Genomic DNA, 22812 nt, shown 5'->3' with positions numbered 1-22812 from the left:
CGCATCCTCTCCTTACGCTTGAGCGCGCTTCCAGGGCGGGGTGAGCGCACCCCAGCACGGATTGTTCAAGGCCATATCCATATCGCGGGCAAAGATGGCAAAGCCGTCGTACCCGTGATACGGCCCGGAGTAGTCCCAGGAGTGCATCTGCCGCAACGGGATCCCCATCTTCTGGAAGACGTACTTCTCCTTGACACCACCCCCGATCAGGTCCGGTTTCAAGCGCTTGGCAAACGTCTCGAGTTCATAGGCGGTGGCATCGTCGTAGATGAGCGCGCCGTCGCCGAGCTCTTTGAAGGTGCGGTCGTAGTCGTCGTTGTGGGCAAACTCGTAGCCCGCACCGATGACCTCCATGCCCAGATCCTCATACGCCCCGATGACGTGACGCGGGCGCAGGCCACCGACGTAGAGCATCACCCGCTTACCCTCCAGGCGGGGGCGATACTTCGCGATCACCTGATCCATGATCGGCCGATACTTGGCGATCACTTGCTCGGCCTTCTCCTGGATGGTGGCGTCGAAGCGCGCTGCGATCGCCCGCAGACTCTCGTCGATCTTGGTTGGCCCGAAGAAGTTGTACTCCATGTAAGGAATCCCGAACTTCTCCTCCATAAACTCGCTGATGTAGTTCATGGAGCGGTAGCAGTGCAGCAGATTGAGCTGCACCCGCGGCGTCTCCTCCATCTCGGCCAAGGTGCCGTCACCCGACCACTGGGCGACGACATTCAGCCCCATCTCTTCGAGCAGGATGCGCGACGACCAAAGATCGCCGCCGATGTTGTAGTCACCGATGATGGCGACATCGTACGGCCCCGCCTCGGGCTTTTCGTCGTAGCGTTTAGTTAGGACGTGGTCGCGAATGACGTCGTTAGCGATGTGGTGACCCAGCGACTGCGACACCCCGCGAAAGCCCTCGCAACTGACCGCGAGCACCGCCTTACCGACGCGCGCACTCGCATCGCGCGCGACCGCCCCGATATCGTCGCCGATCAGTCCGATGGGACACTCCGACTGCACCGTTGTGCCCTTATTCAGCGGAAAGAGCATCTCAATCTCGTCGACGATCTTTTGCAGCTTTTTATCGCCGCCGAAGACGACGTCTTTCTCCTGGAAATCGGAGGTAAAATTCATCGTGCAAAAGGAGTCGGCGCCACTCACGCCGGCGTAGTAGTTGCGTCGCCCGGCGCGGGAGTACTGCCCACAGCCGACCGGGCCGTGTGACAGGTGGATCATATCCTTGACCGGCCCCCACACCACCCCGCGCGAGCCGGCGTAGGCGCAGCCACGCTGAGTCATCACCCCGGGCTGCGATTTGCGGTTGGAGGTCATACACTTGCTGGCATCCTCCAGGCTCGGGTCGTTGACCGTAAGGTGCTTGGCCCGGTCGGCGCGTGCCTGCTCCGGATAGACCTCAAGGACCTCTTCGATCAGGGCCTCGGACTCCGCTCGGTTCATACTCGACATGGATCGGCTCTCCTTCTCTCTCTGCCGCTCATCGTTGCAGCGGCTTACGCCGATGCGCTCTCGTCCGCCTTCTTCCCGACGATGCTCTCATCCACATCCTCAAGGATCCCGAACTCCATCAGGAGATCTTCGAGATCGTCCATCTCAAGCGGAGTCGGCACCACCATCATCTTGTTTTCGTCGATATTGCGTGCGAGCTTTCGATAGACATCGGCCTGTTTGCAACTTGGGTTGTACTCGATGACCGTCATGCGCCGAATCTCGGCGTGCTGCACGACGTTATCGCGCGGGATAAACCCGACCATCTGGGTGCCGAGACGTTCGGCTAGCGCGATGATCAACTCATCCTCGCGGTCAGTATTACGCGAGTTACAGATCAGGCCAGCCAACCGCACCGAACCGGAGCTGGCGTACTTCACAATGCCCTTAGAGATGTTGTTGGCGGCGTACATCGCCATCATCTCGCCCGAGACGACGATGTAGATCTCTTGTGCCTTGTTCTCACGAATCGGCATCGCGAAACCGCCGCAGACGACGTCGCCGAGGACGTCGTAGAAGACGTAGTCGAGCTCCTCTTCGTACGCCCCCTCCTCCTCAAGGAAGTTGATCGCGGTGATGACGCCGCGTCCGGCACAGCCGACCCCCGGCTCCGGGCCGCCCGACTCGACGCAGCGGACATCGCCGTAGCCGACCTGCATGACGTCCTCAAGCTCCAAGTCCTCGACGCTACCGGCCTCGGCGGCCAAGTGCATCACCGTGCTCTGCGACTTCGCATGGAGAATCAACCGGGTGGAATCGGCCTTCGGATCGCAGCCGACAATCATGATCTTCTTGCCCATCTCGGCCAGTCCGGCGACGAGGTTCTGCGTGGTGGTCGATTTACCGATACCGCCTTTACCGTAGATCGCTGCCTGTCTCATGTGTGTTGCCTCCACTGAGGTAGTCGGATTGGTTCGCCTGCATAGGCCCTCGCCGTCTATGCTTGCAATGGACATGCCAACCCTCTTGGGCTCACTCCTTTCAAAACCCCAAAAAAGAAATCTTTTCATTAACAATCAAAAAGATAAAGAAAAATGCGAGAGGTGTTCGGGATCGTCTGCGGGCGGCGCGCAGGCCCATCGACCGCCTGATCAGGTCTCCATCAGGTGTCGGGAAGCAGACATCGGAGTAGAAACGCCCCAGTGATGACCCCGTTTAGGCGGCACTGCAACAAATCGGGGCTGCGTGTCGGGAAGGCGACAGCGATTAGGAGAGAGATGTCGTAGAGGAGGGGTGAAACCAAAGAGAGAGAGACAACCAAAAGAGGGACAGGCCCCGCAGGGCCTGCCCACTCAGCTACAACATCACACACCGCTCGACATTACACCGAGCTAGACCGGGTCCGTTTAGCCGGCCTTCGGCGTGCGGATGCTCTCAACGAGCTCCCTGATCTCCTTCGGCGGCGGCGCCGTGAGCTTCATGACGATGTAGGCGACGATAAAGTTAAACACCGCGCCGACCGCACCAAAGCTCGTCGGATTCAGGCCGAAGAGCCAGTAGGCTTCCTGATCCGGGAAGAGCGCAGTCTCCGGGAAGAAGAAGAAGCCCTTATAGATGAAGATGTAGAGCAGCGTGCTCAGCAGACCGGCGAGCATACCGGCGATCGCACCCTCCTTGTTCATCCTACGCATGAAGACACCCATCATCAGCGTCGGGAAGAGGCTTGCGGCCGCCAAACCGAACGCCAGCGCGACCACCTCCGCTGCGAATCCGGGTGGATTCAAGCCAAGGTAACCGGCAAGCAGGATGGCTGCTGCCATACTGAGCCGTGCGGCCAACATCTCCTGCTTCTCGCTGATCCGCGGCATCATCACGCCCTTGAGCAGGTCGTGGGAGATCGCCGAAGAGATCGCCAGCAGCAAGCCTGCCGCGGTCGAGAGGGCCGCTGCGATACCACCGGCCGCCACCAAGGCGACAACGATCGGGTGCAGACCGGCAATCTGCGGGTTGGCGAGCACGATGATGTCACGGTCAACGGTGAGCTCCGAGCCCTGCCAGCCGTGCTCTTCGGCAAAGGCTGCCATCTCCTCATCGTTGGGGTTGTAGTACTGCAGATGGCCATCTTCATTGTGGTCGTTCAGACCGAGCAGGCCCGTCTGCCCCCAGTGCGCCATCCAGCCCGGCTGCTCATCGTACGCCATCCACGCATCCGGCTCTGCCAGGCGCTCGCGGTTATCCCAGATCTCGGTCGGATCGTCGATGACGGTATTGAGCAGATTCCAGGTCGCCATGGCACCGACCGCCGGTGCGGTGGTGTAGAGGATGGCGATGAAGACGAGCGCCCAACCCGCAGAGCGGCGCGCATCACGCATCCGCGGCACGGTAAAGAAGCGAACGATGACGTGCGGCAGACCAGCGGTACCGATCATCAGCGACAGGGTCAGCATGAACATATTCAGCATGCTCATGTTCGCCAACTCACTGTACGGGGCAAAACCGATCTCGACGAGCGTCTTATCGAGTGCTTGGATCAGGTGGATCGACTCCCCGGCGACGTCGATGCTGCCACCCAGGCCGAACTGCGGAATCGGAATCCCGGTGATGGTCAAAGAGATAAAGATCGCCGGCACCGTGTAGGCGAAGATCATCACTACGTACTGGGCGATCTGGGTGTAGGTGATGCCCTTCATCCCGCCGAAGACGCAGTAGATGAAGACCACCGCCATACCGGAGATCAGACCGACCTCCAGCGGCACCTCGAGGATGTTCGAGAAGGCGATCCCGACGCCGCGCATCTGCCCGATGACGTAGGTAATAGAGATCACCAACAGCGACACCACGGCGACTACCCGTGCCGTCTTCGAGTAGAAGCGATCGCCGATGAACTCGGGCACCGTAAACTTGCCAAACTTACGCAAGTAAGGCGCCAGCAGCAGGGCCATCAGCACGTAGCCGCCGGTCCACCCCATCAAGTAGGCACCACCCGAGTAGCCCAAAAAGGCGATCAAACCGGCCATCGAGATGAAGCTTGCAGCCGACATCCAGTCGGCCGCGGTCGCCATACCATTGGCGACCGGGTGCACGCCCTTACCGGCGACGTAGAACTCCGAGGTGCTCCCGGTGCGAGCCCAGATGGCGATACCGATATACAGCGCGAAGGTCAGACCTACCACGCTGAGGTTCATAATCTGTTGTCCATCCATAATACGGCTTCCTCCCGATCAATCTTCTTCGACGCCAAATTGGCGATCGAGGCGGTTCATGTACCAGGCGTAGAAGAAGATCAACGCCAGGAAGACGTAGATCGACCCTTGCTGGGCGAAGAAGAAGCCCAGGGGGTAACCGCCGATCGAGCCGAGTTCATTGAGCGTTGGCCCCAAGAGGACACCCAGTCCCAGCGAAACGAAGGCCCAGATCCCCATGCAGACCCCGATGACCGTCAGGTTCTTCTTCCAATACTCCCGACGTGCGCTCTCGCTAAAGTCATCCGGGGCTGGACCCGGAGCAGGCGAGCCGGCGGCTCCCTGTTGGTGCTGCGAGCCCGTCGCCCCTCCATGCTGCGGCGGGGTGCCTGGGGACGCATCCTGGCTCCCGTGGCCCTCCTGACTCTGGTGATGATCAGACATCTGTTTTCCTCCTCAGACAAGAATTAGGCAAATTCAACACCGGCGGCTCCCTCCGCTTATCGTTCTCTTCGTTGCCTCCATCCGGCCTTTTGAGCCTCTTGAGCCTCCCCGTCCGCGGTCCGGCTGCTGCACCCGGTCGGGCGCTGCTACTGTGCCGATTGATGCTACCGCCGACAACTGGGCAAAACGTTATTCAACCAATAAGCTAAAGCTGATAGTCGCTGGCCAGCTTGCTCTGTAGCTTGCGCGTCTCGCGAAAGACCTCCTTGAGGATCCGGCGATCGAGCTCATTAAAACCATCCGGCGAGACCCGGTTGTCCGGCTCGCTACCGGCGAGGATCTGCTCATGCTGTTTGCGAATTCTCATATTCTGAATGTACTCGTAGGCGATGCGCCAGGCCTCGACCTCCCCTGCGTCTAATCGCCCCGCCCGAACCGCCTGCTCCAACCGCTCCAAGGTATTCGTGCCGCTCAAGCCGTAGGCCACCGCGAAGATGCGTGCTGCATCGGTAAAGGGGGTCACCCCATTGAGCTTGAGATCGAGGGTGTTGCGGCCACCGCGCCAACTCTGCGTCACAAAATCGCGCAGCCAGCCGAGCGGCGGCCGATTGCGCAGCGCATTAGCGGCCATCTGGCGGCGGAACCGGCTGTTCTGCGCGGTGCGCTGGAGCAACCACTCGCGCAGCGCCTCAACCCCGGCCTCGGGGCCGCTGATGGCGCGGAAATCGAAGAAGATCGCAGCGTTGAGCAAGTGCTCCGGGGTGCCTTGATCGATCCAGCGGAGAAACCGCTGCTGCCACTCGCTGAAACTCAAACAGCACTCCGGGTTGCCCGCCATGATGTTGCCCGGACAGAGCAGATAGCCGCAGTCGGCCAGCGCCTGATTGATCCGCCGCGCCATCGGCAGCAGCAGAGCGCGCACCTCATCGGCACTCATACCCTCCGGCACTTCAAAAAGGATGCCGTTGTCTTGATCGGTACGCAGGGTCTGCTCGCGGCGCCCCTCACTGCCGAAGGCGATCCAAGTAAAGCGAATTCCGGCCAACGCTTCTGCTTCGTCGGCCTCCTCCAGACAGAGCGCGATGACCTGTTCGACGATGTGGTCGTTGAGCAGGGTGATGATCTGTAGGATCTGCGCCACCTTGACCCCTTGCGCGATCATCTGCCCCACCAACCCGCGGATATCCTCTTGCAGCGGAGTCAGGGCGGCAAGGGAGCGCGCGCGTCGGATGGTCCGGGTCAGATTGACCAGCCCAACCCGCTGCAACGAGAAGAGATCTCGCTCCGAGACCACGCCACGCAGCACCCCATCCTCGACCACACAGATATGGTGAATACCGTGGGCCGCCATCAGCATCGCCGCCTCGAAGGCGAAGGCACTCGGACCCATGCCGACCGGATCAGGTGTCATAACGGAGGCGATTGAAGTCTCCAGGTCGACCTCGGGCAGCGCCACCCGGCGCAGCAAGTCGTTGTGGGTAAAGACCCCAACCGGAGCAAAGCGCTCATCGACCACCACGATGCTGCCGATGCGCTCCTGATCCATCGCCTGCAGTGCGGAGCGGATCGTTGCATCGGCCAAGCAAGTGACCGGTTCGTGCCTCAGGTGCTCGCCGATCGGGACATCGAGCGAGGTATCACCGCCCCAGCGCTGCAGATCCCCCGCCTCGCCACCTTCGGCAAGATCGAATTCGGCCGCGTCGGCCATTGACTCGGCATCCACGGCCGCGGGTGCCTCTTGGTGTTTTTTTTCACTCATAAGTTTAGGAAAAACCGTGCTCATTCGTCCCCTGAGCGCCGACGACCGCCGCTCGGTGACGCAACTCCGCCGCCATCCGCGAGGCTTTAGTCACCTCACCGAAGGTCCGATAACCACGCGCCTCGAGTCGTTCGATCAGTCGCACGAAGAGCTCTGCCGTGGCCAAGGTGTCACCGAGCGCAGTGTGCCGACCCGACACCGTCAGCGCGTAACGCTGGCACAGGGTATCCAACGAGTGATCCTCCTCCTCGCCATCGAGCAGCGCCGAGAGCAGCAGCGTATCGAGCACGGGATTATCGAAACGCACCCCGGTCGCACCCTCCTTCGCGGCGAGAAACTTCATATCGAAGGCTGCATTGTGCGCGATCAAGACACTATCGCCAACAAATTGATGAAACTCCGGCAAGACTTGATCGGCGGTCGGCTGTCCTTGCACATCTTCATCGGTCAACCCGTGAAAACGCACCGAGCTTGCGGGAATGGGCCGCTGCGGGTCAATCAGGCGGTTAAAGTTCTCGCCGGTCAGCACCCGGCCATTCACCACCCGCACCCCGGCGATGGAGATGATCTCATCGCCGGCATCGGGCTGCAGGCCGGTCATCTCACAGTCGAAGACGACACAACGCAACTGACTCAACGGTCGCTGCGCCAACGCCTCGTCGGCAGCCGGCTCATGCAGAAGCTTAAAGTCGTAAAACTCGGGACGCGCCGGCAACGGCGGAGTGTCGGCGGCGTGGAACTGCGGCCGCTCTGGGGCCGGCAGCGGCAAGCGCAGCAGCGCCTCGCCGTCACGCTGCGCAGCGTGGCTCCACGGCTCACAGCCGTGGCGCTCTAAGGCATCGGCGAGCCGCTGCCCGGTTACCGTCTCCTCGCTACAGTAGAGCGGCTCCTCCAACCAGGCGTTGAGCTGCTGTGCTGCCACCACCTCCCCCGGCCAACGCAGATCGACGTAGACGTAGCGATCGCCGAGCAGCGCCTCAATTACAAAGTCAACTACCCCGGTCTGTTCATGTACGCGCCGAATCAGGTGCTCAAGGACTTGCAGCAGGGTCAAGCTATCGCCATAGAGCCACAACGGCTGACCAACCAGGCGCACATGCAGCTCAGGCTGACCCGCAGCCAGCCGCTCCTCAAGACAGCGGACCAAGTCGGCTAAGTAGACATCGGCCAACGGCCAACTGCCGCCGTCGACTGGGGCTAAGCGATCGGCCAGCTCATCGATGCGCGTACTTAGACGGGCGCTCTCATCACGCAAGACCTGATCGAAGGCGGCACGCTCCTCGCGGCTCATATCGGGGTGGCCGGCGACCGCCTCGGCAGCCGCCCGCAAGTTGCCGACGACGCCGCGCAGCTCGCGACTCAGGGCGCGGTAGACGGCTTCGCGCTGCGCCATGCGCTCCGAGCGTTTGGAGATATCTTCGAGAGTAACCAGATAGCCGCTGATCTGCCCGCGACCGTCACCGATCAGGGCCATTCGGCCGTGGAAGAGACCTTGCGCGTTGGCGCGACTGCAGACAAAGGGCGCAGAGAGATCGCCCGGCGCACTGACGCCGCTCTCGTAGCGATGCTCCAAGCGCATCAAGGTGTGCCGCAGCGCCGCCCCCGAGACCAACTCCAGCACCGGGCGGCCGAGGCCGACCGTATCCGGATGGCCGAGAATCTGGAGCGCGGCCCGGTTGTAGAGCAGCAGCCGGTGCTGCCGATTGCAGACCAGCACCCCCTCGCTGAGCCCCTGTAGGATCGTCTCCAGCCACGCCTTCTGCTCATCGAGCTCGGCGGTCGCCGACTGGGTCGCCGCTGCGACCTCACCGCGGCTGCGCAAAAGCGCCTCACCGAGCGTCTGCACCGCCTCGATCAAGTCGCCTAAGGCGTGCCCACCGCGCACGTTCAGCTCTTGTCCGCCGCTGCGCTGCGACTCGGCCACCGCCCGCGCTCCGCGTGCCAAGCGCCGCTGCGGGCGCATCACGTAGCGCTCGAGGGCAAACCACGCCAGGGCCAGAGTCACACTGACCGCCAGCACCGCGGCAGTAGCCAGAGCCGCACGATTGTCCGGCTCGTCGCCGGCGAGCGGTGCAACGCCGTAGATCGCCACCCAGACGATGCTGACTAGCACCAGCGTGACCGTGAAACAGAGCACGCTGACAAACGTCCTCGTCTGCATCGATCTCCTCCCGCTATCGCACCGCTGGGCTCCGCTGCGGGCGACAAGAGACTTGCCCACCCCGCCCAGGCGCTTATCGTTATTATTTGCTTCTCTTATCGAAACAGTTTTTTCAATTTGTCGCGTTGAACTCCGCCCTGTCGGCTGCCTATTATGCAGGCTGGAATGATCATTTTGGAGGTTCCGTGAGAAAATCCAACGACTCTCATGCCGAGGACCGGCGCAGCGGCGACCCGAATAACGGTAACGCTAACAACGGCAACGGGCGGAGCCGGCTGCCCGAAGATCTTTGGCTGCGGCGGATCATGTGGCTCGGCGTACCGTTGGGCGTCGTCAGTCTCGCGCTGCTCTGGGGGGCCTACTTCACCGGCGAGCTGTGGATGATGCACAGCTTCATCGGCCTGGCGGGGATGACGCTGGCTACCGGACTCGCCTACAACATCCGCTTGGTGGTCGTCATGCTGCGGGAGCGAAATCAACAGCAGCGAGGAACTTCTAAATGAGCCGGGAGATCCTGATCGTCGACGATGAGGCGAACATCGTCCTCTCGTTGCAGTTTTTGATGCGTCAGAGCGGCTACACGGTACGCACCGCAGAGGACGGCGAGCAGGCACTGGCAGCCCTGCGCGAGCACCTGCCCGATCTCGTCCTGCTCGATGTCATGATGCCGCGCCGTGACGGCTACGAAGTCTGCCAACAGATTCGCCAAACCCCGGAGTGGTCCCATCTGCCGGTGATCATGCTCACGGCCAAGGGGCGCGAGGTCGAGCGCGAAAAGGGCTTAGCAATGGGAGCCGATGACTACATCACCAAGCCCTTCGCCACCCAAGAGGTCGTCGATGTGGTGCGCCGCCACCTCGGGGAGTAGTCCGCGGGGGCGCTGGCAGTGAGCGGCACCGGCGAGCGGCTGCTGGCCCTGGCGGTGCTCGGTGCCGTGCTGCTCAACTACCCGCTGCTCGATCTCTTTGCCGTCGACGGTCACCTCTTTGGCCTGCCGGTGCTCTTTTGCTACTTATTCACGGTCTGGGGCGGGCTGATCGGCGTCGTGGCCCTGCTGCAGCGCCGGCGCAGCCGTCAGCGCGGCCCCACCGCCCCGCCTGAGTCAAGAGGCTAGGTCCGTGTTAGCGCCGTGGGTTGTGGTCCTGGCCTCCTCGCTCTACGTCGCGCTGCTCTTTGCGATCGCCTATACCGCCGATAAGCTCGGCGATCGCGGCCACTCCCTAGTCAACAACCCCTACGTCTATACGCTATCGATTGCGGTCTACTGCACCGCCTGGACCTTTTACGGCAGCGTTGGCCTAGCGACCGAGTCGGGTCTAGCCTTCCTTACCATCTACCTCGGCCCGACTTTGATGGCGCTCCTGTGGTGGGTCGTCCTGCGTAAGATCGTGCGCATCAGCAAGCTCTATCGACTGACCTCGGTCGCCGACTTTATCGCCGCGCGCTACGGCAAGAGCATGCAACTCGGTGCGCTTGCAGCGATCATCGCCCTGTTCGGCACGACGCCCTACATTGCTCTGCAGTTGCAGGCGGTCTCCTCTAGCTTCGATGTCCTGCTGAATTTTCCCCAGACGCAACTCGATGGCAGCGGCTGGTGGCTGCTGGAGGATAAGGCCCTCTACGTCGTCGTTCTGCTCGCTCTCTTTACGATCCTCTTCGGCACCCGCCATATCGATGCCACCGAACGCCTCGAGGGGATGGTTGTCGCTGTGGCCTTCGAGTCGATCGTTAAGCTGGTCGCCTTTTTGGCCATCGGCATCTTTGTCACCTTTATCTTGTTCTCTGGCCCCTTCGAGCTCTTTCGGCAAGCAGCCGCCGACCCGCGCATCCAGGAACTCGAACTGCTGACCTCGTTACCCGGCGGCTACGGCTCGTGGATCGCGATGCTGGCCCTCTCCGCCCTGGCGATCCTCTTTCTCCCCCGGCAGTGGCAAGTCAGTGTGGTCGAGAACGTCGACGAGGCGCACATCCGCACCGCCTCGTGGCTCTTCCCGCTCTATCTGCTCGTGATCAACCTCTTTGTGCTGCCGATCGCCCTAGCCGGCATGATCTACTTCGGCGATTGGGTCCCGGCGGATACCTACGTCTTAGCGCTGCCGCTGGCGCACGATCAAAACGCACTCGGCCTGCTGGTCTACATCGGCGGCTTTTCGGCCGCGACCGGGATGGCCATCGTCGCAACGATCGCCGTCGCCATCATGATCAGCAACGACATCGTCGTCCCGGCGCTGCTGCGCCTGCGCCGCTTTAGCAGCGAGCAGCGCGGCGATCTAGCGCGTTTGGTCGTCACCATCCGTCGCGTTGTCATCTGCGCCATCTTGGCGCTCGGCTACCTCTACTACCTCCTGATCGCCGATCTCTTCGCCCTCGTCTCGATCGGTTTGATTGCCTTCGTCGCCGTGGCGCAGTTCGCCCCGCCGGTGCTGCTGGGGCTCTTCTGGAAGGGAGCGTGTCGGCGCGGGGCCCTCGCCGGTCTTTGCGGCGGCTTTCTGATTTGGCTCTATACGCTGCTGCTGCCGTCGCTCGCTGAGGCCGGAGTCCTGGGCCATTTCGGGTTGGTGCTGCTTGCAGACGGCCCCTTCGGTATCGAGTGGCTCCATCCGCACGCCTTGTTCGGCCTCGGCGACTTCGACCCCATCGCACACGCCTTCTTCTGGTCGATGCTGGTGAACCTCTCGCTGCTCATCGGGCTCTCCCTGCTGCGCCCGCAGCAGACCGACATCGAACGTATTCAGGCGGCGCTCTTCGTCGATGTCTTTCTGCGCTCCGAGCGCGATGCGCGCTTTTGGCAAGGGAGTGCCACGGTCGGCGACCTGCAAAACCTGCTCGCCCGCTTTCTCGGCTACGAGCGGGCGAGTGCCATTGTGCATGAGCACGGCGAGTACCGCGGACGGCGCCTCAGCGAGACCGAACAGGCCCACCCCGAGCTCGTCCACCACATCGAGCGGCTGCTAGCCGGCTCGATCGGTGCCGCCTCGGCGCGCGTAATGGTCTCCTCAATCGTCAAAGGCGAAGCGCTCTCGTATGAAGGGGTAATGGAGATCCTTGATGCCACTTCGCGAGCGATCGAGTATTCGCGCCGTTTGGAGCAGAAGTCGTGGCAACTGGAGAAGGCAACCCGCGAGCTACGCGATGCCAACGAGCGCCTTAAAGAGGTCGACCAGCTCAAAGATGAGTTCGTCTCGATGGTGAGCCACGAGCTGCGCACGCCGCTGACCTCGATCCGCGCCTTCGGCGAGATCCTGCTCAATAACCCGGAGATGGACACCGGGCAGCGGCGCGAATTCCTCGAGGTGGTGGTCCGCGAGAGCGAGCGACTGACCCGACTCATCAACCAAGTGCTTGATCTATCAAAGATCGAGAGTGGATCGTCAGAGTGGCAGCTGGAGGAGGTCGACCTCGGGCGTTTGGCCCGCGAGGCGGCCGAGGCCACACAGCAACTCTTCACTGACCGCAACACTCGGCTCGAGGTGGTGATCGAGAGCGAGCAGACAGCCGTTAAGGGCGACCCCGACCGACTGATGCAGCTGGTGATTAATCTGCTCTCCAACGCCTCGAAATTTACCGAGCCCGACTACGGCGAGATCGAGCTGCGGGTTGGCGACGGCCACGGCGACACCGTCCGGCTTGCGGTCACCGACAACGGCCCCGGCATCAGTGCGGAGGATCAGCAGCGGATCTTCGATAAATTCCACCAAGTCTCCGATCTGCAGGCCGGCAAGCCGAAGGGCAGCGGCCTGGGGTTAGCCATCTGCCGCCTGATCACCGATGCACACTGGGGGCGTATCTGGGTCGAGAGCGAGCCGGGCGCCGGGGCGACCTTCTCCTGTGAGCTGCCGCGCGCCGGCGGCGAGCACTCCACCCTGACCGGCTTCGTCGACTTTGCCGAGCGCAACGCCGCTCGTCTTAGCGGCAGCGGAGCGGCGCGTTAACATTAAAACGAGATGACAACAAGGTTACAGAGGCCGATCTCACTGTTGACAGCGCAGCGGAGGGGTCTATAGGCTCGCTGGATATGTAATTTCTTATGTTTTTTTACCTCCCTTAATTGATTTCGCGCATGGTGCCTGCGCGCAGTGTTGCGCCGCCTGCCCGATTGCGTAAACAGATTGCGCTAGCCCCTCTCCGCAGCACACTGCAGCGGCGGAGGGGGCTGGCAGCTTCGAGAAAGGGGGGTATCGACCGTTGGAGCGTAAATCGGCATGCGCATCAATCCGCGCTGGCTACTCGGCGCGCTGGGGCTCACCCTCAGTTTGGCAGCGCCCGCACTGGCACTGGCAAACAGCCCGCTACAGCCATCACCGCGGCTGGCCTCGACCGCCGATCACAGCCGCTTCGAGCAGCTCTCCGGACCCTTTGCCGACGCCACCGAAGTGACCGAAGCGTGTCTGGAGTGCCACACCGAAGCCGCTAAGCAGATCCACTCCAGTATCCACTGGCACTACGAGCTGGAGCAGCGCGAGACGGGACAAGTGCTCGGTAAGCGCCATGTCATCAATAACCTCTGCTTCGGTATCGCCGGCAACTACCAGCGCTGCAGTGAGTGCCACACCGGCTACGGCTGGGAGGACGCCGAGTTCGACTTCAGCGCCGAGGAGCGTGTCGACTGCCTCGTCTGTCACGACACCACCGGCACCTATGTCAAGTTTCCAACCGGCGCTGGCCATCCACCCTACGAGGACACCGAGTTCCGCGGCACCCTCTTCAAGGCCCCCGATCTGGCCGAAGTCGCCCAAAATATCGGCCCGAGCAGCATCGAGACGTGCGGCTCCTGCCACTTCGAGGGCGGCGGCGGCGATGCCGTCAAGCACGGCGATCTCGATAGCTCGCTGATCGATCCACCGCGCTCGCTCGATGTCCACATGGCGGCCGACGGCGCCGGCTTTACCTGCGCGACCTGTCACGAGTTTACTGGCCATATCCAGCTCGGTAGTCGCTATCAGCTCACACTCCCCGAAGATGAACGTCCGGTGGCCGCCGATCCGGCGCACAAACCGGCCTGTGTCGCGTGTCACGGACGCCGCCCGCACGATCAGCTGCTCCACGACCGACTCAACCAGCACAGCGACTTTATCGCTTGCGAGACGTGCCACATCCCCGAAGTGGCCCGCGGCGGCCGGGCGACCAAGACACTCTGGGACTGGTCCGAGTCCGGCCGCATGGATGATGAGGGCCGCCCGCTGATCGAAAAGGAGGATGGGCGGATCGTCTACGACGGCATGAAGGGGCGCTTCGCCTGGCGCGAGGACTACGCCCCGGAGTATCGCTGGTTTGACGGCAATATGCGCTACACCCTGCTGACCGACGAGATCGACCCGGACGACGTGGTGATGATCAACGAGCCGCAGGGCGGCCCTGATCAGCCACGCGCGCAGATCTGGCCCTTCACCACGCTTAAGGGCCGGCAACCTTACGATAAGGAGCACAACACGCTGTTAACCGCCAAGCTCTTCGGCAGCGATGACGACGCCTACTGGCGCGGCTACGACTGGCCACGCGCCTTGACCGCCGGCATGCAGGAGGCGCAAAAGATCGGTCAGACCGAGGCCGATTTTAGCGGCGAGTACGGCTTCGTCGACAGCCTGATGCACTGGCCGGTCGCCCACATGGTCGCCCCGGCCGATGAGAGCTTGGCCTGTCAGGCGTGCCACGAACGTGACGGACGCATGGCTGGGCTACCGGGCCTCTATGTGCCGGGCCACGATCGCCATCCGCGGATAGAACAGATCGGCTGGTCAGCGGTTCTCATCGCCCTGATCGCGGTGCTTGGCCACGGCGCCATCCGCTACCTGCTCTACCGACGGCGGGCAGCGGCTGCAACGACTACCGGCGAGCGCGCGGCAGAGGCCAACCCCTCGGGCTCGACAGGCTCGGCGAATCAGTCATCGGGGACCTCGGGCACCTCGGGAAGGGAGACGTCGTGAAACAAGCACGCATCTTTTCACCCTTCGAGATCTTCTGGCACTGGGCCCAGAGCGCGCTCATCTTCGGGCTGCTGCTCAGCGGGCTGGAGATGAACGGGCTCTATCAGCTGCTCGGCTTCGAGTACGCCTTCAACACCCACATCGTGTTGGCGGGGCTGCTGATCGCGCTCTGGGCCTTCGCGATCTTCTGGCACGTCACCACCGGTGAGTGGCGCAACTATATGCCGACCGGCACCGGGCTATTGCCGATGCTCGCCTACTACGCCTACGGGATCTTCTCCGGCGAGTCGAAGCCCTCTGCCAAGACCGCCGCGAGCAAACACAACCCGTTGCAGCGCCTCGCCTACTTCGCCTTTAAGGCGGCGATCGCCCCAGCACTGTGGCTCTCGGGTCTGCTCCTGCTCACCTATAACCTATGGCGCGATACCTGGATCAACCAGTGGCTGCCACTCTCCGCTCCGGCAGCGGTCCACGTCGCCGCAGCGCTCGCCCTGCTGGTCTTTTTGATCATCCACATCTATCTTGCCTCGACCACCGGTACGCCGTGGTACGCCTATCTGCGTTCGATGGTGACCGGCTATAGCAACGAGCGCTATGAGGGTGAGAAGAATCGAAGCTAACTCCGGGGGGGGTGAGTTCAATCCTGGGATCAATACTGGGATCAATACTGGGCGACTCGTCCCTGTGGTCGCTTGCGCGTGAGAGTGAGCGTAGGGTCGAGTGTGAGAGCGGACGTGGGTTCTGCGGCGAGTGACGCTACGGAACCGGAGTGGCGCACGCTGCTCCGCAGCAGCCTGCGCGATCCGGCGGAGTTGGCCTCACGCCTAGAACTGCCGGATGATTGGCTGGCCGGGAGCGGTGAGGCCCAGCGTGCCTTCCCACTGCGGGTGCCGGAGCCCTACTTGCGGCGGATCGAACCGGGCAACCCGCACGACCCACTGCTGCGCCAAATCTGGCCGAGCGTTGCAGAGTCGCTGCCGCAGCCACCGGGGTTCGTCGCCGACCCCCTCGCCGAACATCCGGCCGCTCACCGCGGCTCCCACCACAGCAGACGGCCACGGCAGCCGAATGCGCTGCTGCATAAGTACCACAATCGCGCCCTGCTCCTCACAACCGGCGCCTGCGCCATCCACTGTCGTTACTGCTTCCGTCGCTGCTACCCCTACCACGAGAGCGGATCGTGGCGCCGAGCGCTCACCGAACTACATGGCCTTGAGGCTGCAGGCCGCCCCGTACCGGCTGAGATCATCCTCAGCGGCGGTGATCCGTTGCTGCTTGATGATGCCCGCTTCGCCGACCTGCTCAGCGGCCTTGAGGCGATCGCCTCGATCGAACGGCTGCGCCTCCACACCCGGGTGCCGATCGCCCTGCCGCAGCGGGTCACGCCACCACTGCTCGCGCAACTTGCAAACAGCCGGCTGCAGATCGTCACGGTGGTGCACACCAACCACGCCCGCGAGATCGACAGCGAGGTTGCCGACGCCCTCAGCGAGCTGCGCAGCGTCAGCGCCGTACTGCTCAATCAGGCGGTGCTCCTGCACGACGTCAACGACGATGTCGAGAGCTTAACCGAGCTCTCCGAACGGCTCTTCACCTGCGGCGCCCTCCCCTACTACCTTCACCTCCTCGACCCGATCATCGGCGCCGCCCACTTTCAGGTCGAGGAGAGACGCGCCCAGGCACTAGCCGGCGCCCTCGCTGCCCGCCTGCCCGGCTACCTAGTGCCACGGCTTGCCCGTGAGGAGCCAGGCGCAACCGCCAAGCGCGTGCTGGCGATTACCCCGCCAGTCTAACCTCTGGGTAACGCTCCTCCATTGCGGCGCCACCTGATCCTAAGGATTCAGCCTAAAGAATCGGGTACGTCCCGTGCTCATCGTGGACCTCACGCCCGGTCAGCGGCGGGTTGAAGACGCACATCAGCCGCAGATCCTGCTCGGCGCGCAGATAGTGCTTCTCGTGGCCATCGAGGCCGTAAAGCATCCCCGGCTCGATGGGGTAGGTCTCACCGCCGACGACCTCGATCTCGCCCTTACCCTCAATACAGTAGACCGACTCAAAGTGGTTGGCGTACCAGATAAACATATCGGTGCCGGCCTTGATGATCGTCTCGTGGAAGGAAAAGCCCATGCCGTCGCTCTTTAGGATAAAGCGCCGGCTGATGAACTGATCGGTCTCGACTTCGCGCTCAGAACCTTTGATTTCATGTAGATGACGTACAATCATATCGACCTCGCTTGCGTAATGTCTTTGGCTGTCTGTGGCCTTGATTGGCCTTGATCACTCCTTGGTCCACAAGCCCGCCACGGAACGGAGGGCAGCGGCCACCTCCTGGGAGCGCCGGCGTCCCCGCCGGCATTCTTCTTGTACCTGCCGACGAGGACGTCGGCGTTCCCGGGAAAAGCGCTCGACGACAACCCGGTCCGGTCACCGAGAGTGCTCGACCTGTCGGGCCAACCGCTGGCACTGCTCAAGCTCCTCTTGCAGCAGCAGCAACCCCTCGGCACTGGCCCGCTGCAGCTGCACCTTTAATTCGCGCTCGATGCGCAGCTGATGGCGCCGCCCTCCGCGTCGCAAGCCCGGGCGCGCCGCCCAGCCGAGCACCATGCTCAGGGTGATGCCGCCGAAGAGCAACACCGGCGGCCAACCGAGTTCACCAGCCACCATCGGCACCGGCAGCGGCGGCAGCACCAGCCACTCGCCGATAGAGCGGGCGATGAGCCAACCCAGACCGAGCAGTGCGGCCCCTTCCGCCAGCGCACGCAGCGCTGAGAGCCCCCGCCACCACCCGCGCGGACGCGGCGTGATCGGCAGTTCGGCCAAACTTCGGCGCAGCGCTCGGGCCAGCGGATCGGCCGACTGTCGGGCGACCCGGCGCAGCCGCTGTGCTGCCGGGCCCGGTAGCCGCTGTGCAGTCGCGTCGATCGCCTCACTTAGCCCCCACTGCAACGGCGCCTCGGCGACGCGTGGGGCAGCGGGGGCAGCGCCACTCTGAACGTGGGCACGCCGCGCTGATCCACTGGCCCCAGCGGCCGGAGCCTGAGCGCTGCGCTGCGCACCCGCGCCTCGCGTCTGCTGATCGCCTTGACTACTGCCCAGGCCATCGGCCGCTGCCGCCGTGGCGCTGTGCTGCTGCGCCGAGCGACCCGGCCACAGCCGTTGCCAAGTGCGCTGCAGCCCACGGCCGAGCAGGCGCAGCGTCGGCGAGCGCACCGCCGTCTGACCGAGCTGCTGATAGCGCTCAGCGGCACTCGCAAGCAGATCGTGGAGCCCGACCGCCTGCCGCGCCGCACTGACAACGGCCTCTTCATCGAGGAACAGGTCTTCGGCCGCCGGCAGCGTCGCGGCGATCTGCTCGCGCACGCTGGTGATGTCGGCGGTCAGCCGCTGCAGCGGCGCTTGTCGACTCGCGACCTCGCGGGCGAGCGCATCACGCAGCGGTGCGATGCCGAGGCCATCGGCCGCTGAGGTCAGTCGCAGCTGTGCTGCACCGAGGCCGTGCTCGGTGAGCAGCTGCTGCAAGTGCGCCTGACACGTCTGTTGATCGGCGACAGCGAGTTGATCGGCGTGGTTGAGTGCCACCAGCAGGATCTCGGCGTGGTGGGCCAGCTGCACGAAGTAGTCGCGGTGGGCTACGGCGTGGGCGTACTTCAGCGGATCGAAGACCCAGAGCAGCAGATCGCAGCGATCGATCAGCCGATCGGCGCTCTCCCAGTGAGCAGTGACTAGGGAGTCGATATCGGGCAGATCGAGAAAGATCGCCCCCTCTAAATCGGCGCGGAGACCGGCGGCCGGCAGCGCATGACGGTCGAAGACCTGCAGCCAATCGAGTAGCGGTTGAGCCGTCTCGACCGACTGCTCATCGCCGATGACGACGGCAACGGCGTGATCGGTCGTCGGCCGCCGCACCCCGGGCTTAGAGCACGTCTCACCCAGCAGCGCGTTGAGCAACGACGACTTGCCGCTGCCGGTCCCCCCGGCTAAGGCGATCACGGTGTGCGCTTGCGAACGGGCCAAACGCTGCTCGGCCCGCTCCAGCAGCGCGTGCAGCTGCTCTAGGTGGGCCGTCTCAAGCCGCCCCTCGCCGAGGACCGCCAGCGTCTCGAGATCGGCCAGCTCCGGGAGACGATGCGTGGGGCTCACCATGCGCACAGGCGCGGTCGCCCCAGCACCCCGCGCACCTCCACCACTCCCTCCTGACCCACTAGGCCCTCCAGACCCGCCGGAGGCCAGCACAGTGACGCTTGCCAACTGCACGCCACCCGCCCCCGTCATGACGCCAGCTCACCGAGTCGATCGCGGTAAGCGCGCAGCGCCGCGGACTGCTCCGCGCTCGGCGCTGCCGCTTGCAAGCGCTGCTGATAGCGCGCTGCATCGTGCGCCGCCTGCTCGGCGACCCGCGTGCGCAGATCTTCGCGGATATCAACGATCAACTGATTGACGTTGCGCTCGCCAAGGATGCGCGATAAGACCGTATGCGTGGTCGTCGAACCGGCCGCCGTCAAGGCCACCTCCCCCAGCGTCAGTCCACCACTTAACGTAAAGAGGACCACGGCGGCACTCGTCACCGTCGCGTTGATCCCCGTCGTCGCCCGCCGCGCGCGGCTCAACTTGCGCTGCCCGATCGTCGCCACGTGCTCAGCGACCTGCTGCTCCCAGGCGGCCACCAGCGCCTCGGCAGCATCCGCTTGCGCCACCTCGCCGGCGCTGCGGGGCGAGCCGAGCGCATCGAGCACCGCCCGCCCGCCGGGCAACTCCCGCCAGCGCGCCTCGCTCTCGCTCGCCGCCTGCTCCAGCACCTGCGCGATGAGCTCCGCAACACTCTGTCGGGCGTGCGCCGTCGCCTCCTCGCGCAGCGTCTCGCCGCGGCGGCCAAAGAGCGGCAAGCGAGCGAAGAGGCGGCGCGGAAAGAACTCGGCGGCACTGCTGAGCTGGCGCTGCAGCCAGCCCTCGCCGACCAATTCGCTCCAGCGGCGCAACACCTCTTGGCGCAGCGGGGCGGCCTCCTGCAGCTGCTCGAGCAGCCGCTCAGGCACCGCGCCGTAGACCTGCTCAAGCGTCTCGTCGAGCTGCTGCACCCGCGCCTGATCGTCGGCCAGCGCCGTCAGCAGCTCATCGAGCTCACCGGGAAGCGCCCGTACACCGCCGCAGACGGTCTGCCAGCGCAGTGCGGTCCGCTGCTCAAGCGGGGCAAGACCGCGGATCCGCTCGAGCAAACCGGCAACCGCCGTTGCCGGCAGTTGCTGATGGTGCGGCTCGACCCGCGGGATGACGTGGATTTCGAGCTGCCGGTGGCCGGCCTCATGCAGCTTATCTTCGAGATCGGGGACGATCTCTTCGGCCTCGGCGGCGCTGATCTGCGTCACCACCACGACCGTAGCGGCATCGAGGCGTGCGGCGCGGCGCAGGTAGACCATACCGGCCTCATCGGCGTAGGTACGGGCCGTCGCCAACCACAGCCAGACGTCGGCGACCTCTAACAGGCGCTCAGCGGTGTCGCGGTTGGCGGTCTCGACGCTATCGACATCGGGGGCATCGACGAGCACCAATCCGGCCGGGATCTCTTCGACCGGCGCCGCCTGCACGGGGAACGCCGCCTCGCCCTTTCGCTCGGCCAACACCCCACGGCGCAGCACCGCTTCGAGATCGGCGCTGCGACCGATGGCCGTCGGCTGCGAGGTCGTCGGCCGGCGGGCACTGGTCACCGCCACCGCCGCACCGGCTAAGGTATTCGCCAGGGTCGACTTGCCGGCCCCAGTGCCGCCGGCGAGCACCACCAAAAGCGGCTCATCGGCGCGCTCTAAGCGCCCGATCAAACCGGCAACGCGGCGGTTAAGCTCGTCGCGATACACCAACCACGCCGCCTCACGCTGCCGCGCCACCACCCCATCGAGGGCGGCGAGCTGCTGCGGTAGGCCAGCGAGGGCACGAGCGAGGGCGTCATGATCCATGGCGCGTACCATACAGGGAAATGGCCTCCTTGTTGACCTCTCGGCTCACTGCCGCGAAGCCGACCCTCCGCTTCTCCGCCCCGTGCACCGTCCGCTTCACCGTTCCGGGCACCGTCAGCCTCACCGCTCCGCGCTCAGGCAGAGGTCGACCGCGAGCGGGTCGTGATCGGAGGAGCGAAAGGCGTTCTGATTGAGGTGCCGCCCCTGCGGCCCACCATCGTCGAACTCGAGAAAGCGCGGCTCATCGGCGTTGATCGGCAGCAAATGGACGGCGCAGACCTGCTCGGCGAGGCGCTGCGGTGCCAGGGCGTGATCGAGATAGCCCGACTCGCCGCGAAAGACGTAGGTATAGCGCTGCGGCCAAGCCACATGCGCGGCCACCAGATCGATCTTGCCGGCGGCACGCAGCGCGCGCACCGGATCCTCGGCGCCGTAGGCGTTCAGATCGCCGGTGATCAAGACCGGGCCAGCGACCGCACCGCGCTCACGCCACTGTGCGATGAACTCGGCGAGCGCTTCGGCCTGCTCGGTGCGACGGAGATTCCAGCAGCCTTGACCGCGATCGATATCGCCGCGCTCGGGGCAGCCGACCTTCGCCTTGAAGTGGATCCCAGCCACACCGAAGGGCGGCCCACCGTCGCGCGGGCGGAACCAGGCGAGCAGCGGCGGTCGGTGGTGTACCGGGCGGGCATCGCGGACCGGCTCGGCTAACAGCTCAAGGCGATCGCTGCGATAGGCCATCGCCACCTTGATCGCATCGCTGCCGCTCTCGCCCCCGCGCACCAGCCGCCACGGCTGCTCGGTTGCACGCGCTAGGTGGGCGATAAAGTCCTCGGGGGCCGCTGGGTCGTTCTCCATCTCCACCAGCACCAGCAGATCGGCCTTCAACATCTCGGCCGCGGCGAGGAGTTTAGCGCGCTGCCGGGAGAGCGCTGCGGCCGAGTCGGCGCCCCGCTGCCCTAGGGTCAAAAAGTAGTTCTCGACGTTGAAGGCGGCGATGCGCACCGCCTCCGAGGCCGGCTCCGGCAACGCCTCGGGGCGCGGATTGCGCGGCGTAAACTGCGGTGATGCGGTCGGATGCAGCCGCCACTGCTCAAAGGCGTAGGTCAGCACGCCGGTCAGCGGCTCCACACCGCTGCCGACGCGTCGCGTACCCTCTTCATCGAGGTAGGGAATTGGATCGGGACCCCAGGCGTAGCTGCCGTCGTCGAGCAGCAGCCGGGCGTCGGCAAGGGCGGGATCGGCCGGGCCGCTCTGCGGCCAGAAGTTGGTCGGGCGAAAGGCGCGCCGCTGCGGGGTCAGCTTCAAGGTGCCGTGGGTCGCTAGCTGATAGGTGCCACTGACCACGAAGTGCGAGCCGTGCGCCGGCTCGACCTGGACGTGGACCCCCTCGTAGCGCTCCGGCTGCGCCGCCGGCCACTGCAGCGTGTAGGTATCGATCGGGTGTTCCGCACCGACCTCGAGCGCTTCGATCCATTCGAGTTGGGGACGGCCGCGAAAACGTCCGACTTGCCCCTGCAGGGTAACAAGACGCCCCGGCTCAAGACGTGCCCGCTGCGCCTCACTCAGCTGCGGGGCGTAGACAAAGAGGCCGGAGGGCTTACCGTCCGGGGCGCGCTCGCGGCCCTGGATAAAAAAGCCGTTCAGTCCGCGATCGCGGCTGCCGGCGTTGGCGCGCCCGTCGCTGCGCTCACGCCCCTGCGCCCCCTCTCGATCGGCGCCGTCCTGAGACCCAAAAAAAACCGCCGTAACGACCCCCTCGACGCTCACTTCGGTCCCTTGCCGGGGCAAGCGCGCAGCCGCTGCCCCCTGCCCGGCAATCTCATGGACCGGCGTTGGCTCTGCGGCGATCGCGGACGGCGGCTGCGACAGCGACAACAGCAACACGCCGCCGATCAGGAACAGCAGCGTGCCGGCTACCTTATGTCCCAACCGATGACCCACCCAATAC

At 64.2% G+C, this 22812-nt stretch carries 16 protein-coding genes and 1 pseudogene; 7 read left to right on the top strand and 10 right to left on the bottom strand.

Annotation, left to right across the window (positions count from 1 at the left end):
• Nucleotides 1-12: 12 nt before the first annotated feature.
• From nifD to CKO15_RS07435, 6 genes and pseudogenes are all read right to left on the bottom strand, one after another.
• The gene (nifD, locus tag CKO15_RS07460; RefSeq protein ID WP_200194238.1) at nt 13-1464 is read right to left on the bottom strand and encodes a nitrogenase molybdenum-iron protein alpha chain; all 1452 of its coding nucleotides are present in this window, start codon (nt 1462-1464) and stop codon (nt 13-15) included.
• Between the two features lie 44 nt (nt 1465-1508).
• The gene (nifH, locus tag CKO15_RS07455) at nt 1509-2384 is read right to left on the bottom strand and encodes a nitrogenase iron protein (RefSeq protein WP_200194231.1); all 876 of its coding nucleotides are present in this window, start codon (nt 2382-2384) and stop codon (nt 1509-1511) included.
• A gap of 465 nt (nt 2385-2849) precedes the next feature.
• Nucleotides 2850-4646: a sodium:solute symporter family protein gene (locus CKO15_RS07450; RefSeq protein WP_200194225.1), complete on the bottom strand. Its 1797-nt coding sequence runs from the start codon at nt 4644-4646 to the stop codon at nt 2850-2852.
• A gap of 18 nt (nt 4647-4664) precedes the next feature.
• Nucleotides 4665-4913, bottom strand: a pseudogene (locus CKO15_RS14100) (DUF4212 domain-containing protein); the annotation flags it as partial.
• A gap of 361 nt (nt 4914-5274) precedes the next feature.
• A complete protein-coding gene (locus CKO15_RS07440) occupies nt 5275-6828 on the bottom strand; it encodes a putative nucleotidyltransferase substrate binding domain-containing protein (RefSeq protein ID WP_242464636.1) in 1554 nt (517 codons plus the stop codon).
• A gap of 4 nt (nt 6829-6832) precedes the next feature.
• A complete protein-coding gene (locus CKO15_RS07435; RefSeq protein ID WP_200194198.1) occupies nt 6833-8989 on the bottom strand; it encodes a 3'-5' exonuclease in 2157 nt (718 codons plus the stop codon).
• A gap of 185 nt (nt 8990-9174) precedes the next feature.
• Between CKO15_RS07435 and CKO15_RS07430 the strand changes: the two genes are divergently transcribed.
• From CKO15_RS07430 to epmB, 7 genes are all read left to right on the top strand, one after another.
• The gene (locus CKO15_RS07430) at nt 9175-9492 is read left to right on the top strand and encodes a hypothetical protein (RefSeq protein ID WP_200194185.1); all 318 of its coding nucleotides are present in this window, start codon (nt 9175-9177) and stop codon (nt 9490-9492) included.
• Nucleotides 9489-9857: a response regulator transcription factor gene (locus CKO15_RS07425; protein ID WP_200194179.1), complete on the top strand. Its 369-nt coding sequence runs from the start codon at nt 9489-9491 to the stop codon at nt 9855-9857. The genes CKO15_RS07430 and CKO15_RS07425 overlap by 4 nt, the downstream gene beginning before the upstream one ends.
• Before the next feature lie 18 nt (nt 9858-9875).
• Entirely contained in the window at nt 9876-10103 is a 228-nt protein-coding gene (locus CKO15_RS07420; protein WP_200194174.1) for a hypothetical protein, read from the top strand.
• Between the two features lie 4 nt (nt 10104-10107).
• Complete coding sequence (locus tag CKO15_RS07415; RefSeq protein ID WP_200194169.1) at nt 10108-12921, top strand: ATP-binding protein; 2814 nt, start codon at nt 10108-10110, stop codon at nt 12919-12921.
• 270 nt (nt 12922-13191) lie between these two features.
• Entirely contained in the window at nt 13192-14913 is a 1722-nt protein-coding gene (locus CKO15_RS07410; RefSeq protein ID WP_200194162.1) for a tetrathionate reductase family octaheme c-type cytochrome, read from the top strand.
• Nucleotides 14910-15533, top strand: a complete 624-nt coding sequence (locus tag CKO15_RS07405) for a cytochrome b/b6 domain-containing protein (RefSeq protein ID WP_200194149.1) — start codon at nt 14910-14912, stop codon at nt 15531-15533. Before CKO15_RS07410 ends, CKO15_RS07405 begins: the two co-directional genes overlap by 4 nt.
• A 102-nt stretch (nt 15534-15635) precedes the next feature.
• A complete protein-coding gene (epmB, locus tag CKO15_RS07400) occupies nt 15636-16706 on the top strand; it encodes an EF-P beta-lysylation protein EpmB (RefSeq protein ID WP_200194143.1) in 1071 nt (356 codons plus the stop codon).
• A 52-nt stretch (nt 16707-16758) separates the two neighbouring features.
• On the opposite strand, the gene CKO15_RS07395 is transcribed toward epmB, so the two are convergent.
• From CKO15_RS07395 to CKO15_RS07380, 4 genes are all read right to left on the bottom strand, one after another.
• Nucleotides 16759-17136 (bottom strand): ectoine synthase, encoded by a 378-nt coding sequence (locus tag CKO15_RS07395; protein ID WP_200194129.1) that lies wholly within the window; start codon nt 17134-17136, stop codon nt 16759-16761.
• 201 nt (nt 17137-17337) lie between these two features.
• On the bottom strand, nt 17338-19056 hold the full coding sequence (locus CKO15_RS07390; RefSeq protein WP_200194122.1) for a GTPase: 1719 nt from the start codon (nt 19054-19056) through the stop codon (nt 17338-17340).
• 125 nt (nt 19057-19181) lie between these two features.
• Nucleotides 19182-20873, bottom strand: a complete 1692-nt coding sequence (locus CKO15_RS07385) for a GTPase (RefSeq protein WP_200194109.1) — start codon at nt 20871-20873, stop codon at nt 19182-19184.
• 108 nt (nt 20874-20981) lie between these two features.
• Nucleotides 20982-22812, bottom strand: a 1831-nt coding sequence (locus tag CKO15_RS07380; protein ID WP_338036018.1) for an ExeM/NucH family extracellular endonuclease, incomplete at its 5' end; no start/stop codon positions are given.

It is taken from the genome of Halorhodospira abdelmalekii, assembly GCF_016583625.1.
Taxonomy (GTDB): Bacteria; Pseudomonadota; Gammaproteobacteria; order Nitrococcales; family Halorhodospiraceae; genus Halorhodospira; species Halorhodospira abdelmalekii.
This window is presented reverse-complemented; position numbering and strand designations above follow the sequence as displayed.